Origin of the sequence: Leclercia sp. M-A074-M, assembly GCF_965195605.1 — a bacterium.
Classification (GTDB): Bacteria; Pseudomonadota; Gammaproteobacteria; order Enterobacterales; family Enterobacteriaceae; genus Enterobacter.
On record NZ_CBDAHM010000013.1, the window covers coordinates 23,963 to 40,425 of the forward strand.

Annotated in this window: 18 protein-coding genes; 4 read left to right on the forward strand and 14 right to left on the reverse strand. The window is 58.1% G+C overall.

What is annotated here, in order from left to right:
- Positions 1–4 precede the first annotated feature (4 nt).
- Positions 5–958 (forward strand): HTH-type transcriptional regulator MetR, encoded by a 954-nt coding sequence (metR, locus tag ACOKCT_RS20780; RefSeq protein WP_156240006.1) that lies wholly within the window; start codon positions 5–7, stop codon positions 956–958.
- Here metR and ACOKCT_RS20785 read toward each other — a convergent pair.
- The 3 genes from ACOKCT_RS20785 to pldB form a co-directional block, all read right to left on the reverse strand.
- Complete coding sequence (locus tag ACOKCT_RS20785; protein WP_180210072.1) at positions 846–1,745, reverse strand: carboxylate/amino acid/amine transporter; 900 nt, start codon at positions 1,743–1,745, stop codon at positions 846–848. The two genes, metR and ACOKCT_RS20785, sit on opposite strands and share 113 nt — an antisense overlap.
- Positions 1,746–1,827: 82 nt before the next feature.
- Positions 1,828–2,628, reverse strand: coding sequence for a sugar/pyridoxal phosphate phosphatase YigL (gene yigL, locus ACOKCT_RS20790; protein WP_103177433.1), 801 nt, complete (start codon positions 2,626–2,628; stop codon positions 1,828–1,830).
- Positions 2,629–2,653: 25 nt separating this feature from the next.
- Positions 2,654–3,646: a lysophospholipase L2 gene (gene pldB / locus ACOKCT_RS20795; protein WP_103177434.1), complete on the reverse strand. Its 993-nt coding sequence runs from the start codon at positions 3,644–3,646 to the stop codon at positions 2,654–2,656.
- 109 nt (positions 3,647–3,755) lie between these two features.
- Between pldB and rhtB the strand changes: the two genes are divergently transcribed.
- Positions 3,756–4,376: a homoserine/homoserine lactone efflux protein gene (gene rhtB / locus ACOKCT_RS20800; RefSeq protein ID WP_103177435.1), complete on the forward strand. Its 621-nt coding sequence runs from the start codon at positions 3,756–3,758 to the stop codon at positions 4,374–4,376.
- Here the strand turns inward: rhtB and rhtC are convergent.
- The 3 genes from rhtC to pldA all read right to left on the reverse strand — a co-directional run bounded on the left by rhtC (position 4,373) and on the right by pldA (position 7,836).
- Positions 4,373–4,993 (reverse strand): threonine export protein RhtC, encoded by a 621-nt coding sequence (gene rhtC / locus ACOKCT_RS20805; protein ID WP_420193848.1) that lies wholly within the window; start codon positions 4,991–4,993, stop codon positions 4,373–4,375. The two genes, rhtB and rhtC, sit on opposite strands and share 4 nt — an antisense overlap.
- Positions 4,994–5,054: 61 nt before the next feature.
- Positions 5,055–6,884, reverse strand: a complete 1,830-nt coding sequence (recQ, locus tag ACOKCT_RS20810) for an ATP-dependent DNA helicase RecQ (RefSeq protein WP_103825341.1) — start codon at positions 6,882–6,884, stop codon at positions 5,055–5,057.
- Positions 6,885–6,975: 91 nt separating this feature from the next.
- Positions 6,976–7,836, reverse strand: coding sequence for a phospholipase A (pldA, locus tag ACOKCT_RS20815; protein ID WP_103177438.1), 861 nt, complete (start codon positions 7,834–7,836; stop codon positions 6,976–6,978).
- Between the two features lie 156 nt (positions 7,837–7,992).
- On the opposite strand from pldA, the gene yigI reads away from it, so the two are divergent.
- The gene (yigI, locus tag ACOKCT_RS20820) at positions 7,993–8,460 is read left to right on the forward strand and encodes an acyl-CoA thioesterase YigI (protein ID WP_103177439.1); all 468 of its coding nucleotides are present in this window, start codon (positions 7,993–7,995) and stop codon (positions 8,458–8,460) included.
- A gap of 51 nt (positions 8,461–8,511) precedes the next feature.
- Positions 8,512–9,408, forward strand: coding sequence for an EamA family transporter RarD (gene rarD / locus ACOKCT_RS20825; RefSeq protein WP_114316424.1), 897 nt, complete (start codon positions 8,512–8,514; stop codon positions 9,406–9,408).
- Positions 9,409–9,498: 90 nt separating this feature from the next.
- Here the strand turns inward: rarD and corA are convergent, their stop codons facing one another.
- From corA to lptM, 8 genes are all read right to left on the reverse strand, one after another.
- Positions 9,499–10,449 carry a magnesium/cobalt transporter CorA gene (corA, locus tag ACOKCT_RS20830; RefSeq protein WP_039031208.1) on the reverse strand — a complete coding sequence of 317 codons (951 nt, stop codon included), beginning with the start codon at positions 10,447–10,449 and terminating at the stop codon, positions 9,499–9,501.
- 148 nt (positions 10,450–10,597) lie between these two features.
- Complete coding sequence (gene ysgD, locus ACOKCT_RS20835) at positions 10,598–10,654, reverse strand: YsgD/CorL family protein (RefSeq protein ID WP_212743980.1); 57 nt, start codon at positions 10,652–10,654, stop codon at positions 10,598–10,600.
- A 149-nt stretch (positions 10,655–10,803) separates the two neighbouring features.
- Positions 10,804–12,966, reverse strand: a complete 2,163-nt coding sequence (gene uvrD, locus ACOKCT_RS20840; protein WP_103177441.1) for a DNA helicase II — start codon at positions 12,964–12,966, stop codon at positions 10,804–10,806.
- Between the two features lie 107 nt (positions 12,967–13,073).
- On the reverse strand, positions 13,074–13,790 hold the full coding sequence (gene yigB, locus ACOKCT_RS20845; RefSeq protein ID WP_103177442.1) for a 5-amino-6-(5-phospho-D-ribitylamino)uracil phosphatase YigB: 717 nt from the start codon (positions 13,788–13,790) through the stop codon (positions 13,074–13,076).
- A complete protein-coding gene (gene xerC / locus ACOKCT_RS20850) occupies positions 13,790–14,692 on the reverse strand; it encodes a tyrosine recombinase XerC (protein ID WP_156655353.1) in 903 nt (300 codons plus the stop codon). Before xerC ends, yigB begins: the two co-directional genes overlap by 1 nt.
- Positions 14,689–15,396: a DUF484 domain-containing protein gene (locus ACOKCT_RS20855; RefSeq protein ID WP_420193849.1), complete on the reverse strand. Its 708-nt coding sequence runs from the start codon at positions 15,394–15,396 to the stop codon at positions 14,689–14,691. The genes xerC and ACOKCT_RS20855 overlap by 4 nt, the downstream gene beginning before the upstream one ends.
- On the reverse strand, positions 15,393–16,217 hold the full coding sequence (dapF, locus tag ACOKCT_RS20860; RefSeq protein WP_114388254.1) for a diaminopimelate epimerase: 825 nt from the start codon (positions 16,215–16,217) through the stop codon (positions 15,393–15,395). The genes ACOKCT_RS20855 and dapF overlap by 4 nt, the downstream gene beginning before the upstream one ends.
- Before the next feature lie 32 nt (positions 16,218–16,249).
- Entirely contained in the window at positions 16,250–16,453 is a 204-nt protein-coding gene (gene lptM / locus ACOKCT_RS20865; RefSeq protein ID WP_103177446.1) for an LPS translocon maturation chaperone LptM, read from the reverse strand.
- Between the last annotated feature and the right edge of the window lie 10 nt (positions 16,454–16,463).

Genomic DNA, 16,463 nt, shown 5'->3' on the forward strand with positions numbered 1-16,463 from the left:
ATTCATGATCGAGATAAAACACCTGAAAACGCTCCAGGCGTTGCGGAACTGCGGCTCTCTTGCGGCGGCGGCGGCGGCGCTGCACCAGACGCAATCCGCCCTTTCCCACCAGTTCAGCGATCTGGAACAGCGCCTTGGCTTTCGTCTGTTTGTGCGTAAGAGTCAGCCGCTACGCTTCACGCCGCAGGGTGAGATCCTGCTGCAGCTGGCGAATCAGGTGTTGCCGCAGATCGCCAGCGCGTTGCAGGCCTGCCATGAGCCCCAGCAAACCCGGCTGCGCATCGCCATTGAGTGCCACAGCTGTATCCAGTGGCTGACACCCGCGCTTGAGAACTTCCGCCAGAGATGGCCGCAGGTGGAGATGGACTTTAAATCCGGCGTGACCTTTGACCCGCAACCGTCACTCCAGCAGGGCGAGCTGGATCTGGTCATGACCTCGGATATTCTGCCGCGCAGTGGCCTGCACTATTCGCCGATGTTTGATTTTGAAGTTCGCCTGGTGCTGGCCCCGGATCATCCACTGGCTGCCAGAACGCGCATTACGCCGGAAGATCTGGCGACCGAAACGCTGCTGATCTACCCGGTCCAGCGCAGTCGTCTGGATATCTGGCGTCACTTCCTGCAGCCGGCGGGTATCAGCCCGCAGCTGAAAAGCGTGGACAATACTCTGCTGTTAATTCAGATGGTGGCGGCCCGCATGGGTATTGCCGCGTTACCACACTGGGTGGTGGAGAGCTTTGAACGCCAGGGCCTGGTAGTGACCAGAACCCTGGGCGAGGGATTATGGAGCCGGTTGTACGCCGCCGTGCGCGATGGCGAGCAGCGTCAACCGGTTACCGAGGCCTTTATTCGCTCAGCGCGGAATCACGCTTGCGATCATCTGCCGTTTGTCCGGAGCGCGGAGCGACCCAACGGCGATGCACCCACAGTGAAGCCAGGATCACCGTCCCCCCAATAATGAAGCTCGGCCAGTGCGGTTGTTCCTGCCAGATGGCGAGGTTCACCAGCAGGCCTGCCGGGACGTGAACGTTGTTCATGATCCCAAGCGTTCCGGCGTCAACCTGCGTGGCGCCATAGTTCCACATGAAGTAACCCAGCCCGGATGCCACCACCCCCAGCCAGACCAGCACGCTCCACTGCACCGTCGTGGTCGGCAGTTTTTGTGGGTTCCCCAGCATAAACCACGCCGCGACCGCCACAATCGCCGCCCCCATATAAAACCAGGCAAAGGCGTTGTGCTGCGGCATCGGACGGGTTTCCATCAAACGCTTATACCCCACCATGCCGATGGCAAAGCTGATGTTGGCGAGCTGGACAAACATCAGCCCGGTCCAGAAGTGGTCGCTCACTTTGTCGTAGCGAATGATCGCCGCACCCACCACCGCCAGCGCCGCGCTCAGCAGGTAGCCCCAGCGCAAACGGCGTTTGCTCAGCAGATCGTAAATCAGCGTGATATAGAGCGGCGTGAGCACGGTAAACAGCAGGAATTCCGATACCGACAGGTAGACGTAAGCGCGGAAGCTGAACAGGTACATGATGCCGAGCTGCATCGCGCCTACCAGCATGTACAGCAGAAGGGTTTTCAGCGTTTGTCCGCGCGTACGCAGGAACGGCAGGAACACCAGCGCCGCCAGCCCTACGCGCATCAGCACCGAGAAATAGCTGTCGACATGTCCGGCGAGATATTCACCGATAAGGCTAAAGGAGAAGGCCCACAGAATAGTGGTGATAATGAGTAGCGCCACAATGCTTGTCTCTTGAAAAGATGGACAGGCATTGTAGCGAACTCCGCGGTTGACAACTGAACGTTAAACAACCAAATGAAGATTATTCAAGAAACAGCTTACGCAGATATTTTGGCACCGCGTTATCGCCGTTAGTGCCGATCACTTCCAGCTCCGGGTGCAGATCTTTCAGGCGCTGGTGGGCGTTTTCCATGATGCAGCCCTTGCCCGCCATGGAGAGCATTTCGGCGTCGTTCATGCCGTCGCCAAAGGCGATGCAGTCCTTAAGATCAAAGCCCAGGCGTTTGGCTACCGCTTCAAGGGCATGCCCCTTGGAGACGCCGCCCGCCATCACTTCCAGGCAGGTCAGCGTGGAGAAGCTAACGTTAACCCGATCGCCCCAGCGGGCGTTAATCGCCTGCTCCAGCGGCAGCAGCGCTTCGTGGCTGTCGGTGGTGAAGAACACCTTGCTGATGCCTTCCGGCTCCAGCAGACCCGGCTCATACAGCGAATAGTTGAATACCGCCTCTTTAAAGAAACGCATCTCGTCCGGGCGGTGACGGTTCATAAACCACTCGTCGTCGCGATAGACGTTGGTGATGATGTCGGGGTTGTTGTGCATGATCCCGAACAGATCGGTGGCGATGTCGCGATCGAGGTTATGGGTGAAGATCAGATTACCGTCCAGATCGTGCACGCGGGCGCCGTTGGAGGTGATCATATAGGATTTGATCTCCAGATTATCGCGGATCTGCCCCACATCAACGTGGTGGCGACCGGTGGCGAAGACAAAATTCACGCCTCGGGCGGTCAGGAGTTTCAGGGTCTCTTTCGCGTAGGGCGATAAAGTGTGATCGGGGGAGAGCAGCGTGCCATCTAAATCAGACGCGACAACCTGGTACATAGAAAAATTTAACCTCTGGTGAATATCAGTTATGCCTGTCGAAAAAGTCGACGATGGCGTGGAGTGCGACCGATCGCATGGCGTCCTTTTCGAAAAGGATCTCATGGTACGCGCCGTTTATGACCAGCGGTTTACCCCCTTCGCAAGGGTGACCGGCTGCGGCCCGGCGTTCACAGAAGCGGTCGTGCATGCGGTTATCCACCACCCGCTCCTCTTCAGCCTGAAGGATGAGCGTGGGCGTATCGTCCTGACCGGCACCCGCCAACACCTCTTCACCCGCCAGAATACCTTCGCGTACCCAATGCCAGGTGGGGCCGCCAACGCGCAAGCGCGGCTCATCGGCATAGAAACGCAGGTTGCGGCGATAACGCTGCTGGCTGTGGGTTAAGACGTTGATGGCAAACGGCAAAGCCCGCCAGCGTCCTGTTCCGATGGCGTAGCCTTCACGAATGCGCTGATGGCCCTCAGCCCAGTCGAGAAGATGGCGCACCATCCAGTCCGGAAAACGTATCACAATGCCATACATCGGCGCGGTAAGCGCAATGGCATCGCACTGGTGATCGTAGCGCTGCAAAAAGAGCGTAGAGATGGCGCCGCCCATGGAGTGCGCAAGAATATAGCGCTTGCGCCACGGGCCGGGCTGCACTTCCTGCTGCCAGAATGCGGCCAGATCGTCGACGTAATCGCTGAAGTTTTCCACGTGGCCACGATGGGTATCCGGCAACATCCGACCGGAAAGTCCCTGCCCGCGATGGTCGATAATTAACACATCAAAACCCAGATGGAACAGATCGTACGCCAGCTCGGCATATTTGATGTAGCTTTCGATACGTCCGGGGCAGACGACAATCACCCGGTCATTTTTTTCATCACGGAAACGAACGAAGCGTACCGGGATATCCCCAACGCCCGTAAACTCATCTTCCTCGCGCTGGCGCCAGAAATCGGTCAACGGTCCCATGGAGAAAGCAGCAAATGCCTTTTCTCGCGTTTCCCAGTCCTTATTCAGCTGAAACATCGGGTTTACGCCCCTGTAAGCCAAGGAATATCGTTTTTTTGTGACAGGCCGTAAAATGACGCAACATTAGCGTATTGTGGCATAAAAATAGACGATTCGGGAGTTTCAAATGACCTTTGAGTGGTGGTTCGCCTACCTGCTGACATCCATTATCCTCAGCCTTTCACCGGGCTCAGGGGCGATCAATACCATGACCACCGCCATGAACCACGGCTATCGCGGCGCAGCGGCGTCCATTGCCGGCTTGCAAACCGGGCTGGCTATTCACATTGTGCTGGTCGGCGTGGGGCTCGGCACGCTCTTCTCCCGTTCGGTGCTGGCCTTCGAAGTGCTGAAATGGGCCGGGGCAGCCTATCTGATCTGGCTGGGTATTCAGCAGTGGCGCGCCGCAGGATCCCTTGACCTCAACACGCTCGCCCAGACGCAAAGCAGGGGAAAACTGTTTAAGCGGGCGGTATTTGTGAACCTGACCAACCCGAAGAGCATCGTCTTTCTTGCCGCCCTGTTTCCGCAGTTCATCGTGCCGCATCAGCCCCAGATCATGCAGTACGTGGTGCTCGGCTTGACCACTGTTGTGGTCGATATCATTGTGATGATTGGCTATGCGACGCTGGCTACGCGGATTGCGGCATGGATTAAAGGGCCTCGTCAGATGAAGGCCCTGAATAAAGTGTTCGGTTCGCTGTTTATGCTGGTGGGTGCGCTGCTGGCATCAGCAAGGCACGCTTAACGCGACAGGATCAGGTGAATGCCGAAGCCGGCGAATAACGCGCCGGCAACGCCGTCAATCCACTTCGCCAGACGTTGGTAGCCGCGTCGCATGGAGGGTAACGCAAACAGGCTTGCCACCACGGTGAACCAGGCAAACGTCTCCAGGACGATCAGCAGGAAGATGCCCCAGCGCGCCCCGGCACCGACATCCTCACCCACGAACAGTGAAAATACCGAGCCGAAATAGATAATGGCTTTTGGATTAGCGAGGTTCGTCAGCAGCCCTTTCACAAAGCTGCGTCCGCTGGCCGCCAGCTCCATTTTAGGCTCAGGCGCTTCGTTATCCTCTTTTTTGAACGCCCCGCGCAGCATCTGATAGCCCATCCAGCACAGATAGAGACCGCCGCCGACCATAATGATGTTATGCAGCCAGGCCATCTTAGCGAGGATCAGGTTCAGGCCCAGCAGGGCCAGGGCAGCCCAGACCATAACGCCAAGGGTAATGCCCAGCACGCCCATCATCGCCTCTTTGCGCGAACGGCTCACCGCCGTTTGGGACACGAAGAAAAAGTCGGGGCCAGGGCTCATCAGCGCCACAATATGCACCAGCGCCACGGTCAGAAACAGGGTTAACATAATTAACTCGCGGGGAAATAGTTCAGGGAGCAATCATCCTGGCACTTTTTTGCCGGGCTGACTACTCCTCATCATCACCATCGGTATGAGAACGAATAAGCGCCATAAACTCTTTGCCGAAGCGCTCCAGTTTGCGGGTGCCCACACCGTTGACGCTGAGCATTTCGCTGGCGCTGAGCGGCATCTGCTCGGCCATCTCAATCAGCGTGGCATCGTTGAACACCACATAAGGTGGGATATTCTCTTCGTCGGCGATGGCTTTGCGCAGCTTACGCAGCTTGGCAAACAGCTTACGATCATAGTTGCCGCCGTAGGATTTCTGCATCACACGCGGTTTCAGCGCCACCACGCGCGGCACGGCTAGCTGCAATTCGACTTCGCCGCGCAGCACCGGACGGGCGGCTTCGGTGAGCTGCAGCGCGGAGTGCTGGGCAATGTTCTGGGTGGCAAAGCCCAGGTGGATAAGCTGGCGGATCACGCTGACCCAGTGCTCATGGCTCTGATCGCGGCCAATGCCATACACCGGCAGCTTGTCATGCCCCATCTCGCGGATGCGCTGATTGTTGGCGCCGCGCAGCACTTCCACCACGTAGCCCATCCCGAAGCGCTGATTGACGCGGCCAATGGTGGAGAGCGCCTTGCGGGCGTCCATCAGCCCGTCGTACTGCTTCGGCGGGTCGAGGCAGATATCGCAGTTGCCGCACGACTCCTGGCGCCCCTCGCCAAAATAGTTCAGCAGCACCAGACGGCGACAGGTTTGCGCTTCGGCAAAGGCGCCCATCGCGTTGAGCTTGTGACGCTCGATATCCTGCAACTGCCCCTGCGGTTTCTCTTCCAGACAGCGACGTAGCCAGGCCATATCCGCCGGATCGTAGAAGAGCATCGCCTCGGCGGGCAGGCCGTCACGCCCGGCACGGCCTGTCTCCTGGTAGTAGGATTCGATATTGCGCGGAATGTCGAAATGCACCACAAAGCGCACGTTCGGCTTGTTGATACCCATACCGAAGGCGACGGTCGCCACCACAATTTGCAGATCGTCGCGCTGGAATTTCTCCTGCACGTCGGCACGGATGTGGTTTTCCAGCCCCGCATGATAGGCCGCGGCGCTGAAGCCGCGGCTTTGCAGACGGGCGGCGGTGTCTTCAACCTTCGCCCGGCTGTTGCAATAGATAATGCCGGATTTACCGCGCTGCTCCTGGACGTAGCGCAGGAGCTGATCGAGGGGCTTAAATTTCTCCATCAGCATATAGCGGATATTCGGGCGGTCGAAGCTGCTGACCTGGATCAGCGGATCGTTGAGCCCCAGCAGACGGACAATATCCTGCCGGGTGGTGTCGTCGGCGGTAGCGGTAAGGGCCATAAACGGCACCGACGGGAAGCGCTGACGCAGCTGACCGAGGGCGGCATACTCCGGGCGGAAATCATGCCCCCACTGGGAGATACAGTGCGCTTCGTCTACCGCCAGCAGTACCGGGTTCCAGTGTGCCAGATGCTCAAGGAAGTTATCCAGCATCAGACGCTCAGGAGCGATATAGAGCAGACGAACCTGCCCGGTGCGGCACCCGGCCATCACCTCCTGCTGCTGCTCGCGGGTCTGGGTAGAGTTGAGGCAGGCCGCCGCCACGCCGTTCGCCAGCAGCTGGTCGACCTGGTCTTTCATCAGCGAGATCAGCGGTGAAACCACCACCGTCAGGCCATTCAGTACCAGCGCGGGAACCTGATAGCACAGCGATTTACCGCCGCCTGTCGGCATGACCACCAGACAGTCACGCCCCTCAAGGGCCGTGTTGATGATGGTTTCCTGGCCCGGGCGGAACTGGTGATAGCCAAAGGTTTCATGCAAAACCTGTTTAGCCAGCGACTCCTGATTAACGACTTCCGCCTGCACCACATCAACCCCATTTGCCCGAAATTAAAACAGGCGCTATTTTCAGCGCCTGCGAGAGAAACTTCAACGTTTAAGAGAAAAACATTCGAGGAGGCTAGAAAAGATCGTTCAGCATCACGCCCACACCCACGCGGGTCTGGTTGAAGTTGTAGTCGATGAGGGATTCGCCATAGCCGCTGTAGACCTGGGTATACAGACGAACATGTTTGGTCAGCGGGTAGCTGACGCCCATCTCTGCGCCGCCATAGCCGGTGTTCCAGTTGTACTGCCCTTTCACACTCAGCACCGCTTCGCCCAGCTGATAGCCCACCCGCAGCTGGTAGTAGCCCATGTATTTGGTGATATCCGGGTTATCGTCGATGTTACCCACTACATACCAGGGCTTCACCTCCACCAGCCAGTTGCCGTTCTGCGCCATCAGGCGGCTATAGATACGGTTCCAGCTGCGCGAGGTGGGATCGGAGCGACCGTTGGATTGATGGTTGTAGCCAAATTCCACGTCCCGCAGCGTCCAGCCCGCCAGCGAGTAGTCGGTGGCGAAGCCAAGGAACAGCTGCGGCTCGTAGTTGGTCTCACGGAACGGCGACGATTCATCGCTGTTAGATAACTGCCACCATGACTTCTGCGTATAGGAGGCGCCCAGAATGGAATTCTGCCCCAGAATCCCGCGCCACAGCGGGAAGGCGAGACTCAGCTGGAATTTCACCTCATCTTTCTGCGAATCGTCGGCCCAGTCATAGGTTTTGATCGCCTCTTTATTGAGGTCGCTGGTCACGGTATAGATCAGGTAATTGCTGTCGTAAGGATAGAGCGTAAAAGGATTATCGTGCTCCTCCAACAGGTTAGCGATGATGCTGCCCCGCACGGCAGGCACCTCCTGAGTTGTCGCGTCCTGCGCAAATGCCGAAAGAGGCAGCGCAGCCGCCGCCATGAGTACGGCCTGATATGTCCGCATCGGTGTTGCTCTCCTGCAAAGCGTTTTAATGAGAAATATTTTGATCCCTTTTAGCATATTTAATGATGAGTGGCTTCACCTGTGCTCCGAATCTGGCAATTCAATTTGATGGGGCATAAAATCAACATTCTTTTAACAATAAGGATGTGACGTGTTATGTCTGCCACGCTTACTGCCGAAGAAGCGCTGAAGCTTGTCGGCGAGATTTTCGTCTACCACATGCCGTTCAACCGTGCTCTGGGGCTGGAGCTTGAGCGCTACGAAAAAGATTTCGCCCAACTGAGCTTTAACAATCAGCCAATGATGGTCGGTAACTGGGCTCAAAGCATTCTGCATGGCGGCGTTATTGCCTCCGCCCTCGACGTTGCAGCCGGTCTGGTCTGCGTTGGCAGCACCCTGACCCGCCACGACACCATTAACGAAGATGAGCTGCGCCAGCGCCTGTCGCGAATGGGAACCATCGACCTGCGCGTCGATTATCTGCGTCCGGGTCGCGGCAATCGCTTCACCGCCAGCAGCAGCCTGCTGCGTGCAGGCAATAAAGTCGCCGTCGCCCGCGTGGAACTGCATAACGAAGAGCAGCTCTATATCGCCAGCGCAACTGCCACTTATATGGTGGGTTGAGAGGGTAAAATCAGGTAAAATTGCGTGACATATTTGTAACGGATTTTCCTGATGGATGCTAAACAGACGCGGCAGGGCGTTTTACTCGCGCTTGCCGCTTATTTTATCTGGGGTATCGCGCCCGCCTACTTCAAGCTGATTCACTACGTTCCTGCCGATGAAATTCTCACTCACCGCGTGATCTGGTCGTTTTTCTTTATGGTGGCCCTGATGAGCGTAAGCCGTCAGTGGTCAGGGGTGAAAACGCTTCTGCAAACGCCTAAGAAAATTTTCCTGCTGGCGCTCTCCGCCGTATTGATTGGCGGCAACTGGTTGCTGTTCATCTGGGCGGTGAACAACCAGCATATGCTGGAGGCGAGCCTCGGCTATTTCATTAACCCGCTGGTGAATATCGTGCTGGGGATGTTGTTCCTCGGCGAGCGCTTCCGTCGGATGCAGTGGCTGGCGGTGCTTCTCGCCTTTTGTGGCGTGCTGGTTCAGCTGTGGACCTTTGGCTCGCTGCCGATCATCGCTCTGGGGCTGGCGTTCAGCTTCGCCTTTTATGGTCTGGTACGTAAAAAAATCGCCGTCGAAGCGCAAACCGGGATGCTGTTTGAAACCCTGTGGCTGCTGCCAGTGGCCGCCATTTATCTGTTTGCTATCGCCGACAGCAGCACCAGCCATATGGGCAGCAACCCGTGGACGCTGAACGTGATGCTGATGGCCGCCGGTGTGGTCACGACCATCCCGCTGCTCTGCTTTACCGGTGCGGCAACGCGCTTGCGCCTGTCAACGCTGGGCTTCTTCCAGTATATCGGCCCGACGCTGATGTTCCTGCTGGCGGTGCTGTTCTACGGCGAAGTGCCGGGGGCAGATAAGATGGTGACTTTCGCGTTTATCTGGGTGGCGCTGGCGGTGTTTGTGGCGGATGCGATTTATACCCAGCGCAGGACGCGCAGAGGGCTGTAGTGTTTTTTTGCCGGATGGCGCTTCGCTTATCCGGCCTACGGGTTCGTGCTTTTCCAGGCCCGGTAAGCGTAGCGCCACCGGGCGCAACACTCACAACCAGTTACGGCGCTTGAAGTAGAGATACGGCGCCAGCCCGGCAAGCACCATAAAGACAATCGCCCCCGGGTAGCCAAAGCTCCACTTCAGCTCCGGCATAAACTCGAAGTTCATCCCGTAGCTGGACGCCACTAAGGTAGGCGGCAGGAAGACCACCGAAACCACCGAGAAGATCTTGATGATGCGGTTCTGCTCGATGTTGATAAAGCCCATCGCCGCCTGCATCAGGAAGTTCACCTTCTGGAACAGGGATTCGTTGTGCGGCAGCAGGGATTCGATATCGCGGAGGATCTCACGCGCCTGCTCCAGCTGCCCACCCGGCAGACGTGCCTTGCGCACCAGGAAGTTCAGCGCGCGCTGGGTATCCATCAGACACAGACGGACTTTCCAGCCGATATCTTCCAGCTCTGCCAGCGTTGACAGCGCTTCATCGTACTCATCGCCCTGATGCCCTTCCATGATCACCCGGCTCAGCTCTTCCAGATCGCTGTAGATGTTCTCAATCTCATCCGCCAGCTGTTCGATTTTGGTTTCAAACAGGTCAAGCAGCAGCTCGTAGGCGTTGCCGTCCACCATCGCCTGGTTACGGGCGCGCATACGGTAGAGGCGGAACGCAGGCAGTTCACGCTCGCGCAGGGTAAACAGGCGGCCATCGCGGATGGTGAATGCGACGGTGGAGTTACCGGCGTGATCTTCGGCATCTTCAAAGAAGAAAAAGGAGTGAATATGCAGGCCATCTTCGTCTTCGAAGAAACGGGCCGATGCTTCGATGTCTTCCAGTTCCGGGCGGGTGGCCAGGCTTTGTCCGAGCTCAGATTGTACACGCAGGCGTTCGTCGTCATCCGGTTCGACCAGATCCACCCAAACGGCATCAATGAGGGGTTGTGACTCTTCAGCTTCAAGCCGAATCAGTCGGTTTTTTTCCAGTTGAAATGCGCTCAGCATGACCGGGACTCCCAATGCAAAAAATATCGGACAGTTCGGTGGGCACACAGAAACAATTTGGGTTTCAGACCATTAAACAGCCTGACTCAGCGCGACGGGAAGAAGTGTCGCTGACAACCACTAAGGCCATCAGCGTGAGGAGATAGCCTTAGGAGTTGTTCCTGGATGACAGGGAATTGAGCCAGTATCTACTGGGTGTGTCCAAGGCGAATGTCCTCTTAGCGTAATCGTGCGCGCATGTTACGCCAGCAGTCACGGCGGCGTCAACTCGCAACGGAACGCTGAAGGGTAATAAATAGCCTTATACATATAAGGCTAGCAGATAGTTACAAAATAGTGATATTTTTCTGAAAGTTACACGGTTTCCAGCCTGGCGTAAGCGGCCACCAGCCATTTGATGCCCTGCCCCTGGAACGCCACCTGCAGACGGCTGTGCTCGCCACTGCCTTCCAGATTGACGATGGTGCCTTCGCCAAATTTGGCATGGCGAACGCGCTGGCCCAGCTTAAAGCCGCTGTCGCTTTCCGAGACCGGCGTCCCCAGACGCTGATGGCTCACCGGGCGGCTGATGCTTGCGCGCAGGCGTACCTCTTCCACACACTCCTCCGGCAGCTCGCCGACAAAGCGTGACGGGCGGTGATAGACCTCTTTGCCGTACAGACGGCGGGTTTCGGCATAGGTCAGGGTCAGCTTTTGCATCGCGCGGGTCACGCCCACATAGGCCAGACGACGCTCCTCCTCCAGACGTCCGCCCTCATCCAGCGACATCTGGCTCGGGAACATCCCCTCTTCCATGCCGACGATAAATACCTGCGGGAACTCCAGGCCTTTGGCCGAGTGGAGGGTCATCAGCTGCACCGCGTCCTGCCAGGTGTCGGCCTGCCCTTCGCCCGCCTCCAGCGCGGCATGGGACAGGAACGCCTGTAGCGGCATCAGGTCTTCGTCTTCTTCGTTGTAGCTGAACTGACGCGTGGCGGTCACCAGCTCCTCTAAGTTCTCGATACGGGTCTGGCCCTTCTCGCCTTTCTCCTGCTCATACATCATGCGCAGGCCGGAGTCTTTGATCACCCGGTCGGTCTGAACGTGCAACGGCATGTCGGCGGTTTCCTGGGCCAGAGCTTCGATAAGCTCCAGGAAGCGCTGGAGCGCGCTGGCTGCGCGTCCGGCAAGCGCCCGCTCCTGCAGCAGCTCGCGACACGCCTGCCACAGCGTCAGCTGGCGATCCCGGGAGGTCTGACGCACCACGTCGAGGGTGCGATCGCCGATGCCGCGGGTTGGCGTGTTGACCACGCGCTCGAAGGCTGCGTCGTCGTTGCGATTGGCGATCAGACGCAGATAGGAGAGCGCGTCTTTGATCTCCTGACGTTCGAAGAAGCGCATGCCGCCGTAGATGCGGTAGGGCATGCTGGCCTGTAGCAGCGCCTCTTCCAGCACACGCGACTGGGCGTTACTGCGATAGAGGATGGCGCATTGCTCCAGCGCCCCGCCGTTGTCCTGCCAGGTTTTGATCCGGTTGACCACAAAGCGGGCTTCATCCAGCTCGTTAAAGGCGCAGTAGAGGGAGATCGGCTCGCCGTCGATGCCCTCGGTCCAGAGCTTTTTGCCCAGGCGCCCGTTGTTATTTTCAATCAGGGCGTTGGCGGCGCTCAGAATGTTGTTGGTGGAGCGGTAGTTCTGTTCCAGGCGAATGGTCTCTGCGCCCGGGAAATCCTTCAGGAAGCGCTGGATGTTCTCGACCTGCGCGCCGCGCCAGCCGTAGATCGACTGGTCGTCGTCGCCGACGATCATCACTTTGCTGGAGTCGCCCGCCAGCAGGCGGATCCAGGCATACTGAATGTTGTTGGTATCCTGGAATTCATCGACCAGGATGTTGGTAAAGCGTTCGCGATAGTGCTGCAGAATATGCGGTTTGTTGAGCCACAGTTCATGAGCGCGCAACAGCAGCTCGGCAAAATCTACCAGTCCTGCGCGATCGCAGGCTTCCTGGTAGGCCTGGTAGACCTTCTGCCAGGTCTGCTCTATCGGGTTACCAAAGCTCTGGATATGGTGCGGACGCAGCCCTTCGTCTTTCTGGCTGTTGATGTACCACATCGCCTGACGCGGCGGCCACTGCTTCTCGTCGAGGTTCATCGCCTTGATCAGGCGCTTCAGGAGACGCAGCTGGTCTTCGCTGTCGAGGATCTGAAAGTCCTGCGGCAGGTTAGCGTCCAGGTGGTGCGCACGCAGCAGGCGGTGCGCCAGCCCGTGGAAGGTACCCACCCACATGCCGCCCTGGCTGGTGCCCATCAGCTGGGCGATACGGTGGCGCATCTCCGCCGCCGCTTTGTTGGTGAAGGTCACCGCCATAATGGAGTATGGCGAACAGTTCTCCACGCTCTGCAACCAGGCAATACGGTGCACCAGCACGCGTGTCTTACCACTGCCCGCCCCAGCCAGTACCAGCATGTTGGTGCGCGTCGCGGCAACCGCGTCACGCTGTTTGTCATTGAGGCTGTCGAGCAGGTAAGAAACGTCCATTGGCACCGTCACGTAGTAATCAGGAACACTGCAAAACGCCCGCTGGCGCTTCGCTTACCGGGCCTTCGACCGCAAAACCCTGGTAATTTATACAATATTACTGGTGATTATATCAGCGTGGTGAGGGATGCCAACCGTGAAATTTCCAGGTGCGGCAGCAGACGGCTGTCCAGCGTAGTCATCAGATCGGCATTTTCAGGCTTGATCCAGCAGGCCTGCATGCCGCAGCGGATCGCCCCAGCAACATCGGTGGTCAGGTCATCGCCCACGTGAAGAATATTCCCCAGCGGCAGGTCGAGCTTCTCCGCCGCCAGATGGTACATATCGTTAAAGGGCTTCGAGCGCCCATGCGGGCCTGCGCGCAGCACAAACTGGAAGTAGTCGCCAAGGCCGAACAGTTCCGGCTGGGCATTGCCGTTGGTGATAGCCACCAGCGGCCACTTTTCGGCAAGCGCAGCCAGCGTGTCGTGCGTCTCCTGCGGGACGTCGATACGGCTGCGCCATGTCGCGAAGTGCGCCATCGAGGCTTCTGCGCCAAGCGCGGCCTCGGCAGCGGTCAGACCCGCGTTGAGCATAGCCAGCTCAACGGCCCGACGGCGCCATTCCGTCACATCGTGATAGATTTCCGGCTCGGTCTGCCGTAACGCCTGGCGAAGACGGTGAAACTCTTTGTTTTCCAGCGCTTTTAACGCCGGATGATAGTTTTGTACAAAGGCCAGTGCTTCCTGCTCGGTTCGCAGGATCACCTGACGGTTGTCGTAAAGGGTGTCATCAAGGTCAAACGTCAGGGCAGAGATTTGGCCTAATGGACGATAAAAACGCATTATTTCCCCCGTTTGGCGCGTGGATGCGCCGCGTCGTACACCGAGGCAAGGTGTTGAAAATCGAGATGGGTATAGATTTGGGTGGTGGACAAGTTGGCGTGGCCCAGCAGCTCCTGGACGCCACGCAGGTCACCGCTGGACTCCAGCATGTGGGTGGCGAACGAATGGCGCAGTTTATGGGGATGGACATGGCTGTTCAGCCCCTGCTTAATCCCCCACTCGGCAAACCGTTTTTGCACGTTACGCGCCGAGATGCGCTTGCCGAGCTTCGAGAGAAAGAGCGCCTCCTCTTCGGTACCAAACAAGCCGCGCAGATCGAGCCAGTGCTCAATCCACACCACGGCATTGCGGCCAATGGGCAAGCGCCGCTCTTTGCTGCCTTTGCCCATCACCCACACTTCCCCGGTATCCAGATCGAGATGTTTGATATCCAGGTTAACCAGCTCGGAAAGACGCAGGCCGGCGCCGTACATCACTTCCAGCATGGCGCGGTCACGCACCGCCAGCGGATCGTTGAGATCGATATCCAGCAGGCGGTTAACGTCATCCACGTCGATATTTTTGGGCAGATGGCGCGGCGCTTTCGGGGCGGCGATCCCTTTGGCCGGATTGGCGCTGAGTTCGCCCTGGCTGACCAGCCAGTCAAAGAAGCTGCGCAGTGCCGAGAGCCGAAGCGCAAGGCTGGCCGGGCCTAACCCTTTACGGCGGCTGCGCACGGCAAACGTGCGCACCGTGGCGGCATCACATTGTTGCCAGCTCGTCAGGCCGATTTCATCGGCTAACTGCATGATGGCATCAAGCTGACGCTGATAGTTCAACAGGGTGATCGGGCTGAGCTGGCGCTCAACGCCCAGATAGCGCAGAAAACGGGTAACGGCAGGTGCCAGCTGAGCGTCCGTCATACGCGTTCAATCCAGCGCTCCAGCAGCTCGGGCAGCATCTGCGCAATCTCCTGCAGCAGTTGTGTGCCTTGTCCCTGCTGGTAATGATGCGGATCGAGGCTGGTAAACAGCATTACACCAAGCTCGCCGTCGCGCCCCATCAGCGACATGGCTACCGACCCAATGGCTTTGGCCTCTGGCAGCACCACCAGGAGTTCAGGACCATTCAGCTGTCCAAGATAGTGGTCCGCTTGTCCCATACGCTGAATGCGCAGCGGCTCAAACGCCTGACGCGACAGGGCCAGATGGGTAAAACGTGAGGGTGCGCCAATGCGCCAGCGGTCCGGGAAGAGGCGTATCGTGGCACCCGCCAGCCCCAGATCCCGCGCCCAGCGATGCAAACGGAGAAGAAATTCGTCCAGGCTACTGGCCGACGCCAGCCGGGATTGCAGGTGCAGGAGGCGATAGAACAGCCCTTCATTACTGCTCGCCTGCTCCATCAGCAGGGAGATGTTCTTTTCAAGATGGTTTATATGGTTGCGCGCGCGCGCCATATGCCACTCAACCAGCGAGACCGTGCCGCGGATCGGGTGTGGGACGCGCATCTCTTCAACGACACGCGCATTGCGAATAAAGAAATCAGGATGGCGCAACAGGTAATCAACAACCGCCCGGTCGTCCATTGCCGTCAGCGTCTCCTGCAGTTCTTCTCCTGGTTGTTTCATAGATGGATAAACCCGTCATAAACTTGTGTCGCCGGGCCGGTCATATAGAGCGGCTGGCCCGGGCCTTTCCAGGCGATATCAAGACGCCCGCCTGGTAAATCCACGCGAACCTCTGGTGCCAGTAAACCCTGCGTAATCCCCACCGCGACGGCCGCACAGGCACCGCTGCCGCACGCCTGCGTCTCGCCTGCGCCACGTTCAAAAACGCGCAGACGGATGTGTTCGCGGGTGAGAACCTGCATAAATCCAATGTTGGCGCGTTCCGGAAAACGCTCATGGCTCTCCAGCACCGGGCCGAGGGTTTCGACGGGCGCCGTCGCCACGTCATCAACCTGAATCACGCAGTGCGGGTTCCCCATGGAGACCACGCCGCACAAGACTGTCTGTTCCGCCGCGCGCATGATATAGGTCTTTTCCGCTTTGTTGGCGCGGAACGGCACCTGCGAGGGTTCGAAGTTCGGCTCGCCCATATTCACCCGCACCAGCTCGTCGTCGGTCACGCTCAGTACCATCCGTCCGTTGGCGGTGCTGACGCGAATATCGCGCTTGTTGGTGAGCCCCTTCAGACGGACAAAACGGGCAAAACAGCGCGCGCCGTTGCCGCACTGGGAGACTTCGCTGCCGTCGGCATTAAAGATACGATAGTGAAAATCGAGATCCGGATCGTAGGGCGGCTCAACCACCAGCAGCTGATCAAACCCCACCCCCAGGTGCCGATCGGCCAGACGGCGGATCAGCTCCGGGGAAAAGAAGACATTCTGCGTTACCGCGTCGACGACCATAAAGTCATTGCCAAGGCCATGCATCTTAGAAAACTGCATTATTTACTCCATTGCGCGGACAGGAGCGCTTGTCAGTAATTGACCTGGCTTGGACCGTTGTTATCGCCACGATCGTTACGATCCGGCATCGTGGTTTGCACTGGGCTTTCCACTTTTTTGGTCGGCGGTGGTGCGGTTTCATCTGCTGGCGGGAAATAGAGCGGCCCTTTCAGACCACATCCGGTCAGGCTAAACAGCGTAAGGAGAACGGCAAGCGTTCGAAAAACGTTTTTCATTATCATGTTG

Coding starts and splice junctions, on each gene's coding strand:
- pldA (WP_103177438.1), bottom strand. CDS start 7,836: ATGCGGACATATCAGGCCGTACTCATGGCGGCGGCTGCGCTGCCTCTT.
- pldB (WP_103177434.1), bottom strand. CDS start 3,646: ATGTTTCAGCTGAATAAGGACTGGGAAACGCGAGAAAAGGCATTTGCT.
- metR (WP_156240006.1), top strand. CDS start 5: ATGATCGAGATAAAACACCTGAAAACGCTCCAGGCGTTGCGGAACTGC.
- corA (WP_039031208.1), bottom strand. CDS start 10,449: ATGCTGAGCGCATTTCAACTGGAAAAAAACCGACTGATTCGGCTTGAA.
- rhtB (WP_103177435.1), top strand. CDS start 3,756: ATGACCTTTGAGTGGTGGTTCGCCTACCTGCTGACATCCATTATCCTC.
- rarD (WP_114316424.1), top strand. CDS start 8,512: ATGGATGCTAAACAGACGCGGCAGGGCGTTTTACTCGCGCTTGCCGCT.
- yigL (WP_103177433.1), bottom strand. CDS start 2,628: ATGTACCAGGTTGTCGCGTCTGATTTAGATGGCACGCTGCTCTCCCCC.
- yigI (WP_103177439.1), top strand. CDS start 7,993: ATGTCTGCCACGCTTACTGCCGAAGAAGCGCTGAAGCTTGTCGGCGAG.
- lptM (WP_103177446.1), bottom strand. CDS start 16,453: ATGAAAAACGTTTTTCGAACGCTTGCCGTTCTCCTTACGCTGTTTAGC.
- rhtC (WP_420193848.1), bottom strand. CDS start 4,993: ATGTTAACCCTGTTTCTGACCGTGGCGCTGGTGCATATTGTGGCGCTG.
- uvrD (WP_103177441.1), bottom strand. CDS start 12,966: ATGGACGTTTCTTACCTGCTCGACAGCCTCAATGACAAACAGCGTGAC.
- dapF (WP_114388254.1), bottom strand. CDS start 16,217: ATGCAGTTTTCTAAGATGCATGGCCTTGGCAATGACTTTATGGTCGTC.
- ACOKCT_RS20855 (WP_420193849.1), bottom strand. CDS start 15,396: ATGAAACAACCAGGAGAAGAACTGCAGGAGACGCTGACGGCAATGGAC.
- xerC (WP_156655353.1), bottom strand. CDS start 14,692: ATGACGGACGCTCAGCTGGCACCTGCCGTTACCCGTTTTCTGCGCTAT.
- yigB (WP_103177442.1), bottom strand. CDS start 13,790: ATGCGTTTTTATCGTCCATTAGGCCAAATCTCTGCCCTGACGTTTGAC.